Annotated in this window: 15 protein-coding genes; 7 read left to right on the top strand and 8 right to left on the bottom strand. The window is 59.7% G+C overall.

All coding sequences use genetic code 11. The annotated features are described in order from the left end of the window. Positions 1-332: 332 nt before the first annotated feature. Both Pan216_RS03490 and Pan216_RS03485 read right to left on the bottom strand, forming a co-directional pair. Entirely contained in the window at positions 333-749 is a 417-nt protein-coding gene (locus tag Pan216_RS03490) for a globin (protein WP_145254877.1), read from the bottom strand. A gap of 209 nt (positions 750-958) precedes the next feature. Next, a complete protein-coding gene (locus tag Pan216_RS03485; protein WP_145254874.1) occupies positions 959-1642 on the bottom strand; it encodes an IS630 family transposase in 684 nt (227 codons plus the stop codon). Positions 1643-1822: 180 nt separating this feature from the next. On the opposite strand from Pan216_RS03485, the gene Pan216_RS03480 reads away from it, so the two are divergent. After that, positions 1823-3067 carry an ISL3 family transposase gene (locus Pan216_RS03480; protein WP_145254871.1) on the top strand — a complete coding sequence of 415 codons (1245 nt, stop codon included), beginning with the start codon at positions 1823-1825 and terminating at the stop codon, positions 3065-3067. Positions 3068-3234: 167 nt separating this feature from the next. Here Pan216_RS03480 and Pan216_RS03475 read toward each other — a convergent pair whose 3' ends face one another. Both Pan216_RS03475 and Pan216_RS03470 read right to left on the bottom strand, forming a co-directional pair. Then, on the bottom strand, positions 3235-3678 hold the full coding sequence (locus tag Pan216_RS03475) for a helix-turn-helix domain-containing protein (RefSeq protein WP_145254025.1): 444 nt from the start codon (positions 3676-3678) through the stop codon (positions 3235-3237). Between the two features lie 287 nt (positions 3679-3965). Continuing rightward, entirely contained in the window at positions 3966-4790 is an 825-nt protein-coding gene (locus Pan216_RS03470; protein ID WP_145254867.1) for a HEAT repeat domain-containing protein, read from the bottom strand. Between the two features lie 429 nt (positions 4791-5219). On the opposite strand from Pan216_RS03470, the gene Pan216_RS03465 reads away from it, so the two are divergent. After that, positions 5220-6695: a type I 3-dehydroquinate dehydratase gene (locus Pan216_RS03465; RefSeq protein ID WP_145254864.1), complete on the top strand. Its 1476-nt coding sequence runs from the start codon at positions 5220-5222 to the stop codon at positions 6693-6695. Positions 6696-6884: 189 nt separating this feature from the next. On the opposite strand, the gene acs is transcribed toward Pan216_RS03465, so the two are convergent. Beyond that, positions 6885-8846 (bottom strand): acetate--CoA ligase, encoded by a 1962-nt coding sequence (gene acs, locus Pan216_RS03460; RefSeq protein ID WP_145254860.1) that lies wholly within the window; start codon positions 8844-8846, stop codon positions 6885-6887. 598 nt (positions 8847-9444) lie between these two features. Here acs and Pan216_RS03455 point away from each other — a divergent pair. Then, on the top strand, positions 9445-10572 hold the full coding sequence (locus Pan216_RS03455; protein WP_145254857.1) for a S1C family serine protease: 1128 nt from the start codon (positions 9445-9447) through the stop codon (positions 10570-10572). A gap of 251 nt (positions 10573-10823) precedes the next feature. Here the strand turns inward: Pan216_RS03455 and Pan216_RS03450 are convergent, their stop codons facing one another. Then, entirely contained in the window at positions 10824-11687 is an 864-nt protein-coding gene (locus tag Pan216_RS03450) for a hypothetical protein (RefSeq protein ID WP_419193213.1), read from the bottom strand. A gap of 236 nt (positions 11688-11923) precedes the next feature. Between Pan216_RS03450 and Pan216_RS03445 the strand changes: the two genes are divergently transcribed. The 4 genes from Pan216_RS03445 (at position 11924) to Pan216_RS03430 (ending at position 15360) form a co-directional block, all read left to right on the top strand. Then, positions 11924-12427, top strand: coding sequence for a DUF983 domain-containing protein (locus Pan216_RS03445; protein ID WP_419193212.1), 504 nt, complete (start codon positions 11924-11926; stop codon positions 12425-12427). 496 nt (positions 12428-12923) lie between these two features. Beyond that, positions 12924-13520, top strand: a complete 597-nt coding sequence (locus Pan216_RS03440) for a hypothetical protein (RefSeq protein ID WP_145254851.1) — start codon at positions 12924-12926, stop codon at positions 13518-13520. A 304-nt stretch (positions 13521-13824) separates the two neighbouring features. After that, a complete protein-coding gene (locus Pan216_RS03435) occupies positions 13825-14742 on the top strand; it encodes an NAD(+)/NADH kinase (protein ID WP_419193211.1) in 918 nt (305 codons plus the stop codon). A gap of 390 nt (positions 14743-15132) precedes the next feature. Beyond that, positions 15133-15360 carry a hypothetical protein gene (locus Pan216_RS03430; protein WP_145254846.1) on the top strand — a complete coding sequence of 76 codons (228 nt, stop codon included), beginning with the start codon at positions 15133-15135 and terminating at the stop codon, positions 15358-15360. 38 nt (positions 15361-15398) lie between these two features. Here Pan216_RS03430 and Pan216_RS03425 read toward each other — a convergent pair whose 3' ends face one another. Together Pan216_RS03425 and Pan216_RS03420 are read right to left on the bottom strand one after the other, a co-directional pair. Next, entirely contained in the window at positions 15399-18239 is a 2841-nt protein-coding gene (locus tag Pan216_RS03425) for a tetratricopeptide repeat protein (protein ID WP_145254844.1), read from the bottom strand. 56 nt (positions 18240-18295) lie between these two features. Continuing rightward, the gene (locus Pan216_RS03420; RefSeq protein ID WP_145254840.1) at positions 18296-19207 is read right to left on the bottom strand and encodes an ABC transporter substrate-binding protein; all 912 of its coding nucleotides are present in this window, start codon (positions 19205-19207) and stop codon (positions 18296-18298) included. Positions 19208-19218 lie beyond the last annotated feature (11 nt).

Raw genomic sequence — 19218 nt, 5'->3', positions numbered from 1 at the left:
CCCAACAAACGATTCCAACCCGATTCGAATCGATGCCGTCGCGGCGTTCACGTTCCGCGAACGGGATTGCCCGTCGCTCAACGTCCCGATTCAAGCGACCTATGAGTGCCAATGCTCACGCTTGTCGTGGGCACGCAAAGAGAACCACGTTCGCCGTGGGCACATAAAGAGAACCACGCTTGGCGTGAGCACGAGGGAATCGCCTTGGGTTCGGCAAGCGCCACACGCCTAGTGCATCATTGGGACCTGACCCTCGGCTGCCACTGACTGCTGGCCAGCCAGTGCCAGAGGACTGCGTCCAAACCAACGCAAACATTCAGGCGGAGCAGTGCCTAATTGCCAGGCAACTCATCGACGTAGCCGAGGAACATCGTCTCGATCCCGAGGTGCAGAGCTTCGTTCCATTGATGCTCGAGCTCGGCGGTCCAGTCGTCCTTGTGGAAGTCCTTGACCACTTCAATCAGCACGGCGCTGAACTTCGGAAAGAGTTCCCTCGGGATGCCAAGCTTGTAGTGCTTGTGTCCCATTCGGATCAGGTACCGCTTCTGAAATTCGACCCGAGACACGAAGTATTGGATGACCGACTCCAGACCGATCGTCAGGATCGCCGCCTGGTAGCGCATGTCGACGCCTTCAAAGAAGCGGCCGATGTCCGGGTGCTTGGCGATCACGATCTTGTAGAACTGCTGCGCCAGTTCTTCGTCGGTTCTGAGGAGGAGGTTTCGCAGGCTCTCGTGCAAGTTGGCCATGGCTTCTTGTCGACTCCGTACTGAGACCATCGGATGGGGCGTATCGATGACAATCGGAGGTTAACAAGATTCATGGGCTCGCGGCAAGTTTCGTGGCACGAGCCTTCGCGGAATCGGTGGCGGAAGTGACAAAATCGCGGCGAGAGAACAGGCGTTCGCCGCAAGGATGGACCTTGGCAACAAGGACGATCGTCGGATCGGCTAGTTCATCATCCATTCTTAATTTTTGGGTAGAGTCGGGCCAGTTTGGTGCGTGCTTCGTCGATTTGTAGTTGCCAGTCGACGCCGCGCTGCTTCTGGTTGGTCTGGTCGGACCAAGCCCCGATTTCGTCTCGTAATTCGTCGAGTTCGCCGACGCGTCGACCGGTCAGACACTGTCGTGTCATCGCGCTCAGTTCGCATTCGGCGACGTTTAGCCAGCTCCCATGCTTCGGAGTGTAGACGAACGTGATTCGCTTGACATAGGCACGTGCCACGGCAGGCTCAAACAACTCGTAGAACGCTCCCTTGGTGTGGGTGTTTAGGTTGTCGAGAACCAGCGTCACTTGCTGGCAATCGGCGTAGCGAGTGTCGAGCAGTTGCGCGACCTCTTGCGCCCAATCAACCTTGGTGCGTTGCGACCTGGCCGTCGCTTGGCGAAAACCTGAAAGCGGCTCGCTGAACATGAAGATGCTCGCCGTTCCGTTTCGTTCATACTCGTAATCGACTCGCTTGGGATGGTCCTTGGCAGCTTCAATCGGCTGCCTTGTTTCTGGCTCTATTGCCAAATCTGTGGGTGGTGAGTGTCTTCTCCGTTCCGCTTGGTAGTGGAGGTTACCGCCGTATGCCAAGGGCCGCGTCCGGCTGCTGCTTTGCCTGGTCTTCTCGCTTCGCTCGCCCTGCATCCTCGCCATCGTGGCTCGGCTTCGGTCGCCCGGCAAAGACTCCTCCTTGGCCGTTGGCGGGGAGGATGTTCCACTGGTCAAGCGGAAAGGAGAGAAGTCGGCAGGAGGCCAAAAAAGAGCATCCCGCTCTCGAGGGGCGCATGATGGAGTTTGCAAGGACTTCTTCAAACGCCAGCCGCGAGAGACGGGATGCGACTTCAGGTTATCCTCAACGCCTTGGAGCGTCACGGGAGTTTCGTCTACGAATCGGCGGCTTGGGCCGATTCGTCGAAAGAGGGACTGCTGGTTCGGGTTCGCCCACGGCGTCGCAGCCGGCCGATCTGTTCGGGTTGCGGGAATCGTGGCGGCACGTACGACCACTTGCCGGAACGCCGTTTTCAGCACGTGCCGTTGTGGGGCCTGGCGGTCTGGTTCGTCTACGCGGCGCGGCGGGTCGCATGCCCTGCTTGCGGGGTGAAGGTGGAACGCATTCCCTGGGCGTCGGGCAAGGAGCGAACGACGTCGAGCTTCCAATGGTTCCTGGCCCGTTGGGCCAAACGCTTGAGCTGGCGTGAGACCGCCGAGATCTTCGGCACGAGTTGGCACACCGTCTTTCGTGCGGTGAAAATGGCGGTTTGCTGGGGAATCCGCCATCGCGAGCTGGAAGGGATCGAGGCGATCGGCATCGACGAGGTCGCCTACCGCAAGGGCCATCAGTACTTCACCCTGGTCTATCAGATCGACCGCGGATCGCGTCGTCTGCTTTGGGTCGGGCAAGACCGGACCAAGGAGACGCTCGGTCGTTTCTTTCGCTTCTTCGGCAGGCGGCGAACCGAGCGGCTGAAGTACATCTGCAGCGACATGTGGAAAGCCTACCTGTCGGTCATCGCTCGCGAGGCCAATGGGGCCCTGCACATTCTCGACCGCTTCCACATCATGCAGTTGTTCAACAAGGCGATCGACAAGGTGCGGGCCCAGGAGGCACGCGAACTCAAACGCAAGGGCTTCGAGGTGCTCAAGCGGACGCGTTGGCTGCTGCTCAAGCGTCGCGGCAACCTCAAACGCAAGGAGGTCCTTCGTCTCAACGAGTTGTTGACGCACAACCTCAGGACGGTCAAGTGCTACCTGATGAAGGAAGACTTCCAGCGGCTTTGGGACTACAAGGCTCCCTGGCGGATCGGATCCTTCTTCCAGGAGTGGCTCGATCGGGCCTTGAGCACACGGATCGAACCGATGCGCAACCTGGCACGAACCCTCGAGCGTCACGCCGAGCAGATCTTCAATTGGTTCGAGGCAAAAGGAGAGATTTCCGCGGGCGCCGTCGAGGGAATGAATCTGAAGGTCAAATTGACGACCCGCCGCTCCTACGGCTTTCGCGACCCCAGCACCCTCAAATACGCTCTCTATCACAATCTCGGCAACCTCCCCGAGCCACCATCGACCCACAAATTCTGAAGACGAGGCTTGTTTCTTTGATCAGCTGGACCGGTTGCTCGTCCATGCAAATGACCGGATGGTCTGCATCGTAGGGTCTTTCATAGGTTTCGAGGACTTCCTCCATGCAAGCGACGAACTCAGCGTCGTTCTCGGGGGGATCACCCAATAGTCGATCATACGCTTGGTCATGCGATTTTTTTTAGCGTCTTGCGAACGGTCTCGGGACAAATGGATTCCACTACCTCTAGTTTAACCAATTGATCGGCAAGTAGTTGCAGCGTCCACTTGCCGTATCCCTTGGGCGGCTCTCCCAGACGCATGGCGATTAGTCTTGCTTCGGCCTGCCCGTCGAGCTTCGGCGGAGTCGGTGGCTTCTCGCGTCTCATTCCATCCAATGCCAACGCAAAACTCTCGGTGACTAGGCGTTTGCGTAGATTCTCAACGGTCTGGACACGACAACCAAAAGCCTCGGCAATTCTCTCATCCGTCCACGCCGGACCGTTGGCGTCTGTCTTCAAGAGCATTTGTGCCCGTCGAACCTTCTGGGAGGAGCCTTTGAGCTTCTTGATGACCGCGTGACAAGTTGCGCGTTCCTCTTCCGTGAGGCGAACGATGTACTTCTTGTTCATTGGGAAACCTCCGTGCTTTCCAGGAAGCAACAAGTTTCCTCGAACAGAAGCAATCAACCAACCCGAAATCCTAGGATAGATGAACCACTAGTTCATTGCCAAGCGATCACTTTGGTGCCCCTGGGCGCCATGACCCACGCTTGTCGTGGGCATGCTGGGAAAGCCCCACGCTTGTCGTGGGCATGCTGGGAAAAACGGTGACGTGGCAGGCCTCGCACGATCTGGGGCCGAGAATTCATTTGACGAATTCGCCAATCACGCCATGAGCAGCTTAAGTCGACGGGCTGTTAGAGGGCACCGTCCGAGGTGATCGGATCGTCAGCCGTCGTCGCGCGGACGATGGAAGACATCATGCCGGAGACTTGCGTCAGTTCCACCAAGTCGGCGCCGGCGCGAACCGCGACCCGACGCAGGGCTCCGACCGCGGTCGACCGAACGAATGAGTCTTCGTCGCCCAGAGCGGTCACGAGAACCGGAACAATCGCCGTGGAGTCGCCTCCGACCAGTCCGAGAGCTCGCACCGATTCCCGCCGAACCAGGACATCCTCGTCACCCAACTGCCGCGAGAGCGCGGGCACCGCCGACGATGCGTCGATGCCCATGTTCGCGAGCGCCCGGGCCGACTGGCGCCGGACACGGCTGTCGGTGTGAGCCAGCGAATCGACGAAAATCGCGACGACCTTGCCATTCTCGGTGCCGATCTTGCTGAGCGTGTCGCACGCGGCCCACCGGACGAGGGCATCGGAATCGTTGAGTCGCTCCGCCACCGCCGACAGGGCCGACTCGGCGGTCGATCCGAGTTCGCCGAGGAGTTTGGCGGCCTCCCAGCGGATCACTTCGTCGGAATCGTCGAGCAGGCAGACGAGAGGCCCGACGGCACCGGCGCCCTTGTCTTGCGTGACGCAGCGAGTGAGTGCTTCGTTGATCGCCAGGTGATCGTGCCGACGCATCGCGTCGACGAGTCGAGCGATCGTGTCGTGACATTGGCGAGGGGTCCCATCGGCGACCTGGGCAGTGGGCGCGAGGGTCGTCAAGTCAACGTTCTCCCCGGCCAAGAGCGGACCCGAGGAAACGAGGGCGAGGCCCATGGAGAGGAACAGAGTGGGTTTCATGAAATCCTCCGGCCTTGGACTGGAACGAAATCTAGGCAACGGTTACATCGTTACCGACTCGTTCCTCTGGCCGTGCCGTGTGCGCTGAGAAGAAACGTGCTCGCTGATCCAAGCCTAGGCATTCTCCCGAGGCGGGATCCAGCGTTATCGGGATTCTATATAGTTTCGCTTCCGGCGCCGACAACCACCTTGGGGAGATGGGCGGCCGCGGGGGATCGGGATTTTCACAAACCCTCTAAATGTTAACGTTTCGGAAAGACCGAAAAAAAGGCAAAATCCCGCCAGAACCGCTATCCTCCTATGGGAAATCGCTTCCCCGAGAGGACATTTCCGTCGGACTGATTTCTCGATCACCGGCTCAGACGCAAAGTTCGCCCTATGCTTCGGAGTCCCTTGGTCCGTCGTTCGAGCTTGGAGTCATGAACTCGGATGATCTGCGTTTCGATTGCGCAACCCTCACGAAGATTTGCACTTATCGACATCATCAATGCGCGGGGACGCTGTGATTTTCTCGAGATTTGCCTCGACCGCTTTGTCCGCCGCCCCTCCTTCACCGAACTTTTTCGCGCCTGGAATCGCCCGATCATTATCTCCTGCCGACGCCCTCGCGATGGGGGACAATGGAAGGGAGACGAGGATTCGAGGCTCGCGCTGCTACACAAAGCGGCGGCCGCGAACGCCGATTACGTTGAAATCGAACTCGACCGCGTGCGCGACTTTCGGCCCGAGAATGGCGCAAAATTGATCGTTTCTCACACCGATTTCGACAAGAACCCTTCTAATTTGCGACAAATTTGGCTCCAAGCGTGCGAAAACGGCGCCGATGTCGTCAAATTGGTGCTCCCCAACATCGCCCTCGAAGAGGCCCGCCGGGCGATCCAGATCCTCAAAGAGGCCTCGCGTCCCACCATCATTGTCGCCCGTGACGAAGCGGGCTTGATGTTCAGCATCCTCGGCAAGCGATTCGGCTCCCCCTGGGCCTACGCCGCCCTCGAGCCGGGCATGGAGAGCATTCCCGGAATGATTTGCGTCGACGACCTGCGCGGGGCGCTGGTCATTGACGACTTCGGGCCCAAGAACCAGATGGTCGGCGTCCTCGGCGGTCAGCAGGAGCAGCTCCTGGCCGCTCGCATCCTCAATCAAGGCTTTCGCGAGGGCCTACTCCCCATTCGGGCGATTCCCGTCACGATGGGCGACAACCCCGAGAAATTCCTTCGCACCGCCAAACGACTCCCGATTCAGGGCATTCTTCCGTCCCTCGAACAACGGAAACTCTTCGCCGCCCATGCCGACCACCTCGACGACATCGATCCGCTCAACGGGTCGGTCGATCTCCTCGAATCCTCCAAGGGAGGCTGGACCGGCCACGACGTCATGAGCAAGGCCATCAAACGGGCATTCGAGAAAGCGTTCGCCGAGCGATTTCCCGTGGAAAACCCGATCGTCGGCCGACCGATCATCGTCCTAGGAAGCAACAGCCTCGCCGTCAGCCTCGCGTTGACGCTCAGCCGAGTCGGCGCCGAGGTGAGTGTCGTCACCAAGGCCAGGGACGATCTTCGCGAGATCGAAGGAGTCATCTCGGGTGGGATCTACACCCTGGAAGAAGCGTCGGACCTCACCGCCGACGCCTTGGTGAGATGCACCGACGAAGTGAAGGACCTTCCCGCCGAGACGGTTTCCAAGGCGGGAATCGCGGCCGATTTCAGCAACTACCCCTTCGCGACCCATCGTCTACACGAGTTTCGCGAAGAGGGAGGCATCGTCGTCGACCCAATCGAGATCCACCATCGGGTCTTGCTGTCGGTCGTCCAGGCCTACACCGGCATCAAGCCGAACCCGGACGATGTCGCCGATTCGATGGCCGAATGGGAGTCCGATCCGGCTCACCCGTCACTCGTCGAATAGAGGGTCTTCGCCCGCACTCACGAACGCGCGAACCTCATCCCGCTCCACCAGGACCTCTCCCCTGCCCACGCGATCGGGGGCAGGACACCCGGCGACCACGCCAGCGAAGGCATAAACCCGAGCGAAACCTGGAGGACGGCAACGGTGCGGAAGCCGCCCAACCTATCAACCAGCCGAACCGCCCAGGACTTATTCGTCCCCATCGCGAAGCTGAGCCAGGACCGTGAAGTCCTCCAGCGTACTGGTATCGCCCTGCGATTCGCGACCGGCGGCGACGTCCCGAAGCAGACGACGCATGATCTTGCCCGAACGCGTCTTTGGCAACGAATCGGTGAAACGAATCTCTTCCGGGCGTGCCAAGGCGCCGATCTGGTCGACGACGTGCTTCGAAAGCTCCGTCTTCAACTCCGGCGACGGCTGCTTGCCCTCCTCGAGGGTCACGAAGCAGGTGATCGCCTCGCCCTTGACTTCATGGGGTCGACCGACCACGGCGGCCTCGGCGACATCGTCGTGGCTCACCAAGGCGCTTTCGACCTCCATCGTGGAGAGACGGTGCCCGGAAACGTTGATGACATCATCGACGCGACCAAGAATCCAGAAGTACCCTTTCTCGTCGCGGCGAGCCCCATCACCGGTGAAGTACTTGCCGGCGACTTGGCTCCAGTAGGTCTGCTTAAAGCGTTCCTCGTCTCCCCAAATATTGCGGAGCATGCTCGGCCACGGCTTCGCCATGACTAGGAAACCGCCCCGCCCCTGAGTGACCTCCTTGCCCTCCTTGTCGACAATCTGCGGCTGAATCCCGAAGAACGGACGCGTCGCGCACCCGGGGACCGTCGGGGTCGCCCCAGGCAGCGGCGAGATCATGATCGAGCCGGTCTCGGTCTGCCACCACGTATCGACAATCGGACAACGCCCACCGCCGATCACCTCGTGGTACCACATCCACGCTTCCGGGTTGATCGGCTCGCCAACCGTCCCGAGGAGGCGGAGCGACGTCAGATCGTGCTTCTTCGGCCACTGATCTCCCGACTTGATGAAGGCGCGAATCGCCGTCGGCGCGGTGTAGAGGATATTGACGCGGTACTTCTCGATCACGTCCCAAAAACGACCGGCGTCGGGCCAATTCGGAGCACCCTCGTACATCACCGTCGTCGCGCCGTTGGAGAGCGGCCCGTAAACGATGTAGCTGTGACCGGTGATCCAGCCGACGTCGGCGGTGCACCAGTAAGTGTCCTCTTCCTTCAAGTCGAAGATGTAGCGGGTCGTGAGCGTCGCCCCGAGGAGATAGCCCGCGGTGGTATGCAGGATTCCCTTCGGCTTGCCGGTCGAGCCGGAGGTGTAGAGCAGAAAGAGCGGGTCTTCGCTGTCCATCGGCTCGGCGGGACAGTCGGCCGACTGCTCCTCGACTAGCTCGTGCCACCAGTGATCGCGACCGGACTCCATCGAGATCTCTTGGCCGGTCCGCTTGTAGACGATGACGTTCTTGACCGTCGGCGACTTGGTCAGGCATTCGTCGACGTTGTCCTTGAGGGGGATGATCTTGCCGCGACGCCAACCACCGTCGGCGGTGATCATCACCGAAGCTTCGGCATCGTTGTTGCGATCGGCGAGGGCCTCGCTGCTGAAACCGCCGAAGACGACGCTATGCGGCGCCCCGATGCGGGCGCACGCGAGGACCGCGATCGCCAACTCCGGGATCATCGGCATGTAGATCGTGACGCGTTGGCCCTTGGTCACGCCGATACTCTTGAGAGCGTTGGAGAACTTGCAGACTTCGCGGTGCAGATCGCTGAAGGTCAGCACCCGGCTATCGCCCGGCTCCCCTTCCCAGACGATCGCCGCCTTGTTCTTTCGCCAGGTCAACAGGTGGCGATCGACGCAGTTGTGACAGGCGTTGAGCTTGCCGCCGACGAACCACTTCGCGAAGGGAGCGTTCCACTCGAGTAGCGTCTCCCAACGCTGGTCCCAATCGAGAAGTGTCTCGGCTTGCTCGGTCCAGAACGTCTCGGAGTCGTCGATCGACTTTTGCCAGAGCTGCTCGTACTCTTCCATGCTCTTCACGCTGGCCCGCGTTTGAAACTCCTGCGGGGGCGGGAAGGAGCGATCTTCCTTGAGTACCGTGGTGATTCCGCCCTGTTGTTCATCGCTCATTCGGTTCCCCTCTCGTCGCCCGCCGCGGACAGATCGTTCGTCTGCCGGCGTCGCGGAGCGCCTGACACATGCCTATTTCAGCTTGATGGATCGAGACATCGACATCGATTCCCGAGCATCGACCACGGGCGTCCCGTGGTCAAGCTTCTTCCCCGTGACTCCTTCTCGGATCGGCGAGGCATCGACGATGCCGGAATGTTGAGCCCCTTCCCGTGCCGTCATTATGCACGATGGTTGACTCGCGAGATGGAGTGAAAGCAGGCCGATTCTAAGTCGCCCGCCAAAGGCTGTCAAACACCGCACGCGCATTCACACTCCTGGACTCAGTCGTCAATCTCCGCCTACTCGCCGCCTCCTCTCGACGCCGCACCGATCCCGTGACCGCTTCCATCATGCCGCGTGTCGGCCCACGTCCCATCACCCCGGACGATCGCGATCTCCGGCAATCTCCCCTCAAGTTCATGTAAAGTTTCCGCATTGGAGCGAAGGGACTGGATTCCCAATGTCGTCCGGCCGAGCACGCCCCGTCGGTCCGCTTGACTTCAGTCACCCGTCGGCAATGCTCCCCTGTCACGCAACCCCGTACCAAGGACTTGCCATGCCCATCCACGGACGCAACCTCGCCGCCACGATGCTGGCACTTTCATTGGGAACCGGAATCACCGCCTCGACGATGACGGCCTGTTTCCTGGGGACGGACGTCCACGCCCAGTCGGCCTTCGACGATCGGGTTCGACTCCTGGAGATGACCGCGAGCGTCTTCGAATCGGTCGCCGACGCGGCCGCGCCCGCCGTCGTCTACATCGAGTCGCAACACGTCGACGACACCGGCGAGGTAAACTCTGAGGACTCCGGCTCGGGGGTTCTCATCCGCCCCGCCCAACTCGACCATCCAATCGTCCTGACGAACTTGCACGTCGTCGAGGGGGCACTGCTCGACGACATCTCGATCACCCTCGCCGATGGGCGCGTGATCACTCCCACCGATGTCTGGGCCGACCCGGAGACCGACCTCGCCTTTCTCGATCTCGACGAGCCCAACCTTCCCGCGGCTCGCCTCGGCCGAAGCGACGATTTGCACATCGGCCAATGGGTCATCGCCATCGGCAGCCCCTTCGGGCTCTCCCAGAGCGTCACCCACGGGATCATCAGCGCCAAACAACGCCGCCAATTGGGAATCCCCGGCAATCTGCGGATGCGGGAATTCATCCAAACCGACGCGGCCATCAATCCCGGCAATAGCGGCGGGCCTCTGCTGAACCTCCGTGGCGAAGTGATTGGCGTCAACACCGCCATCGCGTCCGAATCGGGCTCCAGTAGCGGCGTGGCCTTCAGCATTCCGGCCGACATCGTCCACTGGGTGATGGGCGAGTTGCTCGCGCACGGCAAGGTGCGCCGGGGCTTTCTCGGCGTCGAGTTCCCCAACGGCTTCGACTTCCGCGACGCCCGCCGGCTGGGACTGTCGGTCGCGCGCGGCGCCGCCGTCCACCGGGTCCATCCCAAGACGCCCGCCGCGCGTGCCGGGCTCAAGCCGAAGGACGTCATCCTCGAGTTCGACGGTCAGGTCGTCGACAGCGACGCCCATCTGATCAACATCGTCAGTCAGACACCGATCGGAAAGAAGGTGGAGGTGAAGGTCTGGCGCAAACGCCGCGAAGTGCGTTTGCACGCCGTCCTCGGGGACTGGGAGCAATTCCAGGTTTCGCAGCGCGTCGAGGAACTGTGAGTCTAGACAACCCCTCCGGGGTTGCTTCTTCCGTTGATTCGATTTCCCAGGGTCGCGTTTCGCGCACCCTGGGTTGTGGTGACCCACGATTTCCAAACCCTGAAGCGGTCTTCCAAACGTCTTCCCTTGAGCCTTCGGCGTACGCTCAACGGACTTGCCCCATCGCTCGCCAACGCCTGTCAGGTAATGGCCTAACCTACCAAGGGCGGACCATTCAGCGCCAACTGGCCATCGCGTGAGGCTGCCGCCCACTAGGCGCTGCCTTCGAGGTCGTCGGGCTTGGCGAGGAAGGGCGTTAGGTCGACCGAACCTTTCAACTCTTGCTCGAGAATCGAGAACTTCTGCTCGAGCAGCTTGAGCTTCTTGGCCAGTTCCTTGATGGGATCGCCGACAGCATCAGCGCGCGGTAAGCGTGGAACGCTCGGATAGCCAAGCTGACGTTGGAGGGCCGAGAAGAAGTACGACGGCTCATGCCCGATGCTCGCGGCGGCGATCTTGCCTTCCTTCTCGCCGAAGAGCGGCTCGAAACTCGCCTCGTAGGCGGGATTCTGGCGGCGGCGCTCGTCGAGGAAGTGCTGCGAGCGTGCGAAGACGAGTTCCGCTAAATCACGCGTCCCGAGTTGGACCCGCACCATTCGCAGGTACTCCCGCCACGCCGGCTCGTAGAAGGCATCGCGCATCATACTCTCGAGACCGGCCCGGTAGCCGAGTCGATTGCGACTGACCGTCTCGACGTGATAGAAGAAGAGCCCCGGCAACGTCGGCTTCTCGGCCCGGTAGTGCGCCTCGCGTTCCAAGATCAACAGGGCTTGCGTGAAGGTGAACCGAGACGCGGGATCTTCCGCCTGGCTGATGACGTGGCATTGAAAAGGAGTGAAGTAGTGGGGCACCGCGGCGATCGCCGCCCCGAGCAACCCACTGTGCTTGAGCTCGTCGAGCATGAACTCGACCGCGAGCGGAAGTTTGGTCGTCGAAAGAAGCTCTCTCTTCAAGAACTCGAGGATCTCCTGCGACGGTTGACCGTCCTGAATCCGTTCGCGGAAGACACGCCAGAAGTAGGCCTGTTCGACGTATTCCTCGCGCGGCAGGACGGGAGTCATGGGCACATCGTTCATGTCGTGTCTTCTTTGGCACATCCTTGGCGAAAAGTCCCTAAGGCGAGCATCCCCCCCACGGCGCTGACCTCGACACGCTTTCCGGCGCTTTCCGGTCCGAAGAAGGAGCGTGGCCTCAGCGACACGTTGTCTCCCCCCAAAGTCACTACAACGATCTCAGGGGCATCGACGGCTCTATCTCTCCTGTAGGGCCCTGCATGAAACATGGAACTTCCGCGCGTGGAATCCAGCCTACCATGGACAGCATCCTAATCGTTCTGCTTTTCCTCGTCCCCGTCGTGGTGATGGCTCGGGTGATGTTTCGCTCACCAGCGAACCACGAGCATGCCGAGCCGGGCGGCTACGCGGAGAAGGTCTTCGACAACCGCTTCGCGACTCTCTTCGTCAACGCGTTTCGCCTGCGTTGCCCGGTCTGCAAGGAAGGGGTAATCTTCAAGGGTTGGTTCCACACCGAAGAGCGATGCCCGGTGTGCGACGTCGAGATTGTCCGCGAGCCGGGCTACTTTCTCGGGGCGATCTACTTCAACTACGGACTCACCGGCGTCCTGGAAGTGATCATCTACGTGGTGTGCTACGCTCTCCTGGGGATTCCGCACTACACCGTCGTCGGGGGAATGCTCATTTTCGCGGTGCTCTTTCCGCTCTACTTCTTCCGCTACTCGCGCGCGAGCTGGCTCGTCTTCGACCAATATTTCGCGCCACGACTTCCCCCGGACCTGGAGGAATCGTCCGAAGCGTGACCCGAGTCCAATTCGTGTCCGAGATGGCGCGTTTCGTGGCAAGAGCGTTGACTGGTACTCCAATTCCCCGCCGCCGCGGTCACGAATGGAACGACGTGGCGTTTCCCGCATGCCCACGCGAACGAGGGCATGGCACCCAGCATCCTCCTGGACCTGGCGGACTCATCCGAGGCGTGATTGACGTCGAGCGAGCGGCGAATCGACCGGTTGCGTTCCTGGTGAGAACTCTGGCAATCTAGGCAAGCCATCCGAGCTCATTCGTGAACCCTCCATTCCCCCCTTCGCGCTCTCTTCCACAAAACCGTCACATTTCCCTCAAAGCTTGGCATGCGAACGAGCGATATAAGTGTCGTGGCAAGTTGCTTTGGTGCCGAGGTGTGGCTCCCGTTGGAGAGGCGAGCCGATCGCCGCCGGCACACCGAACGCTTTCGAACAGGAGCGTTCGAGGAACAGCGTTCGGAAATAGCCGCCACGTTGTCGTCAAGGGAGGGAACCCATGCGTTCGCGACGTATTCTGGCCGGCATCTTGCTGAGCGTCCTTTCGATCACGACGGGTACCGGCTGCTCCGTCGATGTCTGGTATCATGGTGATCTTCCCTGGCCTTTCTGGATGCCGGTGCCGGTTCCCCAGTTCATCGGCGATCACATCCAGGAAAAGAAGGAAAAGGACTATTCCGAGGTCCCGATCATGCCGCCGGTGCGCGACTACGCCCCGGTCTTCTGCATGGATCCGCCGAGCGAGTATGACGTCCTTCGCGTCATGAAGAAGCCGAGCGGCCAAGTCATCGGCAACATCCCGTTCCTCTACGAGAAGCACTACAACGACATGGAGATCGTCGTCGAGAAGATCGTCGATCACATCGACGATTGCCGCTTCTACCCGCTGGTCGGCCCGGCTCAGCTCCATCACTGTCACTACAAGTGCACGATCTACTTCCAGAATATTCGCTACAGCTACTGGCCCTTCTCCTGGTTCGTCGACGAGAAGGATGTCGAAGTGGTTTATATCGACAAGGACCACCTGCACATCTGCACGAGCCCCGAGATGGAGGCGATCCCCGAGAGCTATCAGGACATCTACGGTCCCTACTGATCGCCTCGAAGCCATCGAACCACCGCGAGCGTCCTTCCCCGGAGGGACGCTCGTTTCATTTCTTGACGGTCGAACCAATCCTGCTGTCTTGGCGGTTCCGCGCGGCGCGTCTTTCGCGGGACATTCCCCGCAAAACGCTTGCGAGCCGGTCCCGCCGCCTGTTAGCCTCGCGGGCGCTGGGGAGACGTTGGCGTACCAAGCTCCCTTCACAATCCCCAAACACTCGCCTTCTTGGGATCAAAAGCCAAGGACTCGGGACTCAGGCCAGGCGACCCGGGACGCAGGGGGCAGGTGCGACGTGACCATGATCGACAATGCCCTCGAATCAACTTCCCTGTCGCCCCCGGCGCGGTTCCTCATTCTCGGCAACGGCAAAAAGCGTCACGCCAAGCGTCACGCCGAGATCATTCGCAAGATCCTCGAGGAGCACGGCGGCATCATTGAGCGCTTCGAACTCGGCGAGCCGGAACCGATTACCGACCACAACGCCGACATGGCGATCGTCCTCGGCGGCGACGGGGCCTTCCTCCGCGCGGCAACCCAGGTAGAAGGTCCGCCAATCCCGTTTTTAGGTATCAATCTGGGGCGTCTGGGCTTTCTGGCGGATCTCTCGCCCGAGCAGTTCGCCCAAGTCTGCCCCGCCCTGCTCCAGGGCCAATACCAAGTGACGCGGCACATCATCCTCGATTGCCATCTCGAACGAGACGACACCCGCGAGTCGTGGCGCGTCGCCAACGAGGCGGTGATCTCCGCGGGGCCACCCTTTCGCATCACCGACGTGGAGCTGACCATCGAAGGCCAGGCGGTCGCGACCTATAGCGGCGACGGGCTGATCGTCTCGACCCCGATCGGCAGCACCGCCCACAACTTGGCGGCGGGCGGGCCCATCCTCGTCCAGCATCTCCCCGCGGTCGTCATCACCCCGATCTGTCCCCATTCGCTCACCTGGCGTCCCCTCGTCGAGTCGGCCAATCGCCGCTTTGAGCTCCGGTGCCCCAATCCTTCCGAGGGAACGACGCTCATCGTCGACGGCTACCGCCAACGTCCGATCACCGCCGACCACACGATCGTCCTGAAACGATCTTCCGAGGATCTCCTGCGGGTCCAGATCGCGGGGCACGGTTACTACCGAACGCTCACCGAGAAGTTGCACTGGGGTCGCAGTCCGACTCGTCCCCGGCCCCGGCGACCCGCGAAGGACCGACCGAAACCGCCCGAATGAACCGCGTTTAGCAGTCCGTTGATTTAAGCGGGCCAAGGCGAGAACGAGCCATGTTGGCCAAGATCAAGGAGAAGAAACGGAGGCGAATCTGTAGATTCGTCGAGTTTTGTGGACGCCGAGATTGGTCAAGAGGGCCGTTCGTAGCCGGCATCGAATAGATCAACGGGCTGCTAGGTGGGAATCTCCCTCTCGGTGCACTCGGACTGGAGCGAGAGGGACCGACTCCATAAACTGGAGTTGCCGTGGGGTGCGACCTCCACGTCGCGGAAGTGACTTGCGGGTATCGGTTTCCCATTCGAGTTGCCGCCGCGCGTCGACGAAACGCGATGGAGGCGCCGCGATCCCGAGGCGAGTCGAAGCCAATCTCCGAGGACGTCAGGTAGAGAAGCCATGCCCAATTTCGCATTTGTCGGCAAAGTCGCCGCTTGGACAGCCTTTGGCGCCTTGATCTTCGTCCTGCTTCTGTGGGGCGTCGGACTGCACGAGTACCTGCCGATGCTCCTCGCCGCTAGCGGCCTGATCTGCGCCGGCGCCGCGGTCACCGCCTCGCTGATCGTCCTTTCGATGAGCGCCGACGAAGAAGAGAAGGCCAACGCGGAAGCCGAAGCCAAGAGCTAGGCGGCCGGGATTCCGGGCAAAGGATACGAACTCCCGACCTAGCATTGTCCTTCCCGAAGTCTCCTGAGCGTACTCGACATCGACTCAACGACGGGAACCCCGATCTCGCGGCCAATCTGTACTGCGCGGTCTAGAATTTCGATCGCTTGTTCGATGTCTCCCAATTCTTCGCAAAGCTGGAACAGCTTCAGTAGAGTGATCAATTCACGGTCCAAACTACCATCCTTGCGATCGCAAGCAAGGCTTTCCCTACACAGGGCTATTGCTTCTCCGTGTCGCCCCCGCATTCTAAGAATCTCCGTGCGCAGCCTTCGAGTACTCGCTTCCACGGCGTCTCCCCCAATCTTCATGCCGACTTCCTCAAGCTCGCGTAGCGCACAATCGCACTTTGCAGGCAACTTGGCACTTTCATACGCTTGGACCAAGAACGACAACGATTGTAGGACGTATTTCACGAGACCAACGGATCTGCCGAACTCAACGTTCTTCTCAAGAATGCAGACAGCGTCATCGAAATTCCCTGAAGAGAGTTTCACCCTTCCGAGTTCACATCTCAGCCTGAGCATATTCACAGGATCACGTAGTTCCTCGGCAATCCCAATAGCGTTCTCAAGAATCTCAGTAGCGAGCTGGTAGTCTTCGCCTATGGCCGCAATCTTTGCCATCAATGCGAGTGGAGTAAGGATGCCACGCTGATCCCCAAGCATCGCAAATGCATCGCAGGCTATAGCCAAGTGTTTCTTCGCCGAATCGATATCACCGAGTTGAATCAGCACCTGAGCCAAGTTTGCCGCCGCCGCCGCTCCAAGTGATGGCTCTTCTATAGCTGCTGCAACTCTCGCAGCATCTTCGAATCTCTGCTTGGCAACATCGAAACTCTCCGACTCCAACTCCATGTTTCCTAGCTGAATCAATGCTGTACACTCGTGCTGACCATGACCGGACTTCCGAGCCATGCTCAACACTTCTTCATGAATCGACCTAGCACCTTGAAGATCTCCGAGTTCCGCATGCGCTCTTGCACCATTTCCAAGGAACTGGACGCTCGCATGGAAGTCACCTGCTTTCCTTGCTGCTTCCAGTCCAACTCGGCACCAACGGATCCTCTCCAGAGGGTGCTGCCTCATGTCTCGAATTTGAGCAGCCCGAGCAACGTAGTCGATACAAAGTTGCACTGCCTCGTGAGCGTCGCCCAAACGATGAACTACCCATTCGAAGGCAATCTCAATATTGGGACGATCAACATCAAATCCCATGAGTGCCTCAGTCGCTGAATCACTTCCAGTCTCATACTGCTGCTCAAGTGCCAAGCACTTATCAGCAAAATGTCGACAGAATCGCCACATTGCCTCCGACAGGCACGAGTCTCCAAGGCACTCTCCAGCGAACTGTGCAAGGAGGTCATGCATCCAGTACCGCTCAACAGTTTGGTCCCACTCGACGACGCTATGCAACAATAGCGTACCAAGCGTCACACCTGCTGCTTCATCTTCAGTGTCCCACACGGCTGCAGCCGCAGACCGATCGAAATGTGAACTGAACAGAGACAGGAGGTGAAACCGCTCTTGTACTTCCCGTTCCAGGAGATCATAGCTAAGCGCAATCGCTGCTTCGACATACCCCAGAAAGGATCGCTTTCCCACCAACTCTTCGACATGATCCGCCACACCTATGTCGGGCCGCTCAGCTATCGCGCAAGCGCATACTCGCAACGCGAGCGGCAGATACCCGCAAAGATCTGCGATCCTCCTGGCCTCATGGCTGATGCGAGGACAAAGTTTTTGGAGCAACTCTATTGCGAAAGCGCACTCCAACGGCCCTAGATCAACGGACAACAATCCGGGAAGGGAGAATCGCCTTCTCGTTGCAAACAGGAGCAACGAGTCATTACCCGGATCAAGAGATGCAACCGAGTCGGCATCTGGTACATTGTCAACGAACAGCATGGAACGCTTCCCATGCATTATCGTTTGGTAGAGCGCTTCGATCTCCGAATCGACTTCTGGCAACATCGCATCGGGCATCGTCGTCCTGATCACAAGCCTCTTGGCGTCAATTGGAGACAGAGGACGTGTAGTTTGGCCATGCATGTCGAGCTGAAACTGTGCGTCGGGGAACAACTCACCTACAGCGGATGCGAGCTTAAGGGAAAACGCTGTCTTTCCGACACCAGGCATCCCCCGAACTCCAACGAGACGGCTCCCTGAGCGTATGTAAGATTCAGCCTCTCGCAATTCAATGCGGTGGCCTACAAACTCACGCGGAGGATTCCGGATTTGACGCGCCATGCCGGACTGAACCCGGCTATCGACGGGCGACGTCAACTTTGGCTGGATCTCTCGCACCCACAACTTGACCATCACTTCAAAGTCTGCGCGAGAAATCGTCTCTCCTGTTGTCGAAAGCAAACCAAGTCGGTTGCTCATCGCATCGACAAGAATCTCTCTAACAACTGGACTTGGACGATGCGTGTTGCCGATTCGTGTTAAGAATCCGTCAAGCCTATGAGCAGCTTGTTGCGAAAGAGCTTTGATGTCGAGCGATTGAGGAACAGGAACCCAAACACGACCATGGCTTCGAGTTTCACAAACAGCTTGGGAACAAGGCCCAATGAGCCGAAGCTCGTACTCATCAGCTGTTGCGGAAGCTTCTAGGTCTTCGGCCCAACTCCTTACTGAAGCCAGGTTTATCTGGTTCTTTGACGATTTGACTTGGACAACTTTGCGAAAACCAGGATACTCCCAAAGTATGTCGATCTTCTCCGCCTCATCGTGTGGCTCGATAGCCACTGCACTCCAGTCGTGAGTTTCGTCGAGACAATCAAGTACACAGATAAGCGCCTGGAGCAGGTATCCACGAACTCCTGCTTGACCGCTCATCGGCTATGCTCACCAATCGAAACCACGTTGCAAGGCGTGTCATCTTTGCTGACATTCTAAACCATCGGCCGACAGACTTCCTCATCGAACGGCTCCCCACGGAAAAGTCTCGAGAGCATCTCGGTGCCGTCGACCAGACGTGGGCCGGGACGACTGAAGTAGCCGTTGGCGTCGACCGCGTAGATCCGACCATTTCGGTAAGCGGGTGTCTCGGTCCAGCCCGGAAGTTCCTCGAGTTTGGCCGACTGAGCGAGGTTCCGCTCGACATCGTAGCCGCAGGCCATCATCAGGATGATGTCGGGGTCGGCGGCCCGAACCCTCTCCCACGAGATCCTTGTCGACGGCATTCCCGCCTCGGCCCCGATCGGCACGCCGCCGGCGCGGCTGATCATCTCGGGAACCCAGTGGCCCCCCACCCAAAGCGGATCGGACCACCCCAGCGCCAGGACTTTCGGTAGTGGCATGACGACCGTTTGTTTGGGCACCGCCATGAGCCGAAGCTCGAGTTCGCGTCGCCACCGCCGCGCCTTCTCCAACTCGCCGATCCCCTTGCCGACCGTGATGATGTCGTCCAAGACGTCGATCAGATAGATGGGGTTCAGTTCGATGACGTTGGGGTAGGTAGACAACGAGCCGATCGCGCGCTCCACTTCGGAGCCCGACACCGAGCAGACGTCGCAGAGTCGCTGCGTGACGATGACGTCGGGAGCGATCGCTTCAAGGAGATCGACATCGAGTTTGTAGAGCGACTTACCGCTTCCAACGATGCTCGAGACCTGCTGATCGACGACACTCGGCGCCGCCGTCAACAACGCGGCATTCGCGGGACTGACGATTTGGGGAACATCGCGCACCCATTCGGGGTAATCGCACTCGTGCGTGATCGCGACCAAGCGTTCCGACGGACCGACAAGTTCCGCGACAATCTCCGTGGCGCTGGGAATCAGCGAGACAATTCGTTCGACCATGACACCGATCC

This window comes from Kolteria novifilia (assembly GCA_007748055.1).
GTDB classification, from domain to species: domain Bacteria; phylum Planctomycetota; class Planctomycetia; order Kolteriales; family Kolteriaceae; genus Kolteria; species Kolteria novifilia.
The sequence above is the reverse complement of the archived record's forward strand: the minus strand, read 5'-3'. Positions and strand labels throughout refer to the sequence as shown.

Coding starts and splice junctions, on each gene's coding strand:
- Pan216_RS03485 (WP_145254874.1), bottom strand. CDS start 1,642: ATGGCGAGGATGCAGGGCGAGCGAAGCGAGAAGACCAGGCAAAGCAGC.
- Pan216_RS03465 (WP_145254864.1), top strand. CDS start 5,220: ATGATCTGCGTTTCGATTGCGCAACCCTCACGAAGATTTGCACTTATC.
- Pan216_RS03420 (WP_145254840.1), bottom strand. CDS start 19,207: ATGGTCGAACGAATTGTCTCGCTGATTCCCAGCGCCACGGAGATTGTC.
- Pan216_RS03450 (WP_419193213.1), bottom strand. CDS start 11,687: ATGAACGATGTGCCCATGACTCCCGTCCTGCCGCGCGAGGAATACGTC.
- acs (WP_145254860.1), bottom strand. CDS start 8,846: ATGAGCGATGAACAACAGGGCGGAATCACCACGGTACTCAAGGAAGAT.
- Pan216_RS03425 (WP_145254844.1), bottom strand. CDS start 18,239: ATGAGCGGTCAAGCAGGAGTTCGTGGATACCTGCTCCAGGCGCTTATC.
- Pan216_RS03490 (WP_145254877.1), bottom strand. CDS start 749: ATGGCCAACTTGCACGAGAGCCTGCGAAACCTCCTCCTCAGAACCGAC.
- Pan216_RS03470 (WP_145254867.1), bottom strand. CDS start 4,790: ATGAAACCCACTCTGTTCCTCTCCATGGGCCTCGCCCTCGTTTCCTCG.
- Pan216_RS03435 (WP_419193211.1), top strand. CDS start 13,825: ATGATCGACAATGCCCTCGAATCAACTTCCCTGTCGCCCCCGGCGCGG.
- Pan216_RS03455 (WP_145254857.1), top strand. CDS start 9,445: ATGCCCATCCACGGACGCAACCTCGCCGCCACGATGCTGGCACTTTCA.
- Pan216_RS03430 (WP_145254846.1), top strand. CDS start 15,133: ATGCCCAATTTCGCATTTGTCGGCAAAGTCGCCGCTTGGACAGCCTTT.
- Pan216_RS03445 (WP_419193212.1), top strand. CDS start 11,924: ATGGACAGCATCCTAATCGTTCTGCTTTTCCTCGTCCCCGTCGTGGTG.
- Pan216_RS03480 (WP_145254871.1), top strand. CDS start 1,823: ATGCGACTTCAGGTTATCCTCAACGCCTTGGAGCGTCACGGGAGTTTC.
- Pan216_RS03475 (WP_145254025.1), bottom strand. CDS start 3,678: ATGAACAAGAAGTACATCGTTCGCCTCACGGAAGAGGAACGCGCAACT.
- Pan216_RS03440 (WP_145254851.1), top strand. CDS start 12,924: ATGCGTTCGCGACGTATTCTGGCCGGCATCTTGCTGAGCGTCCTTTCG.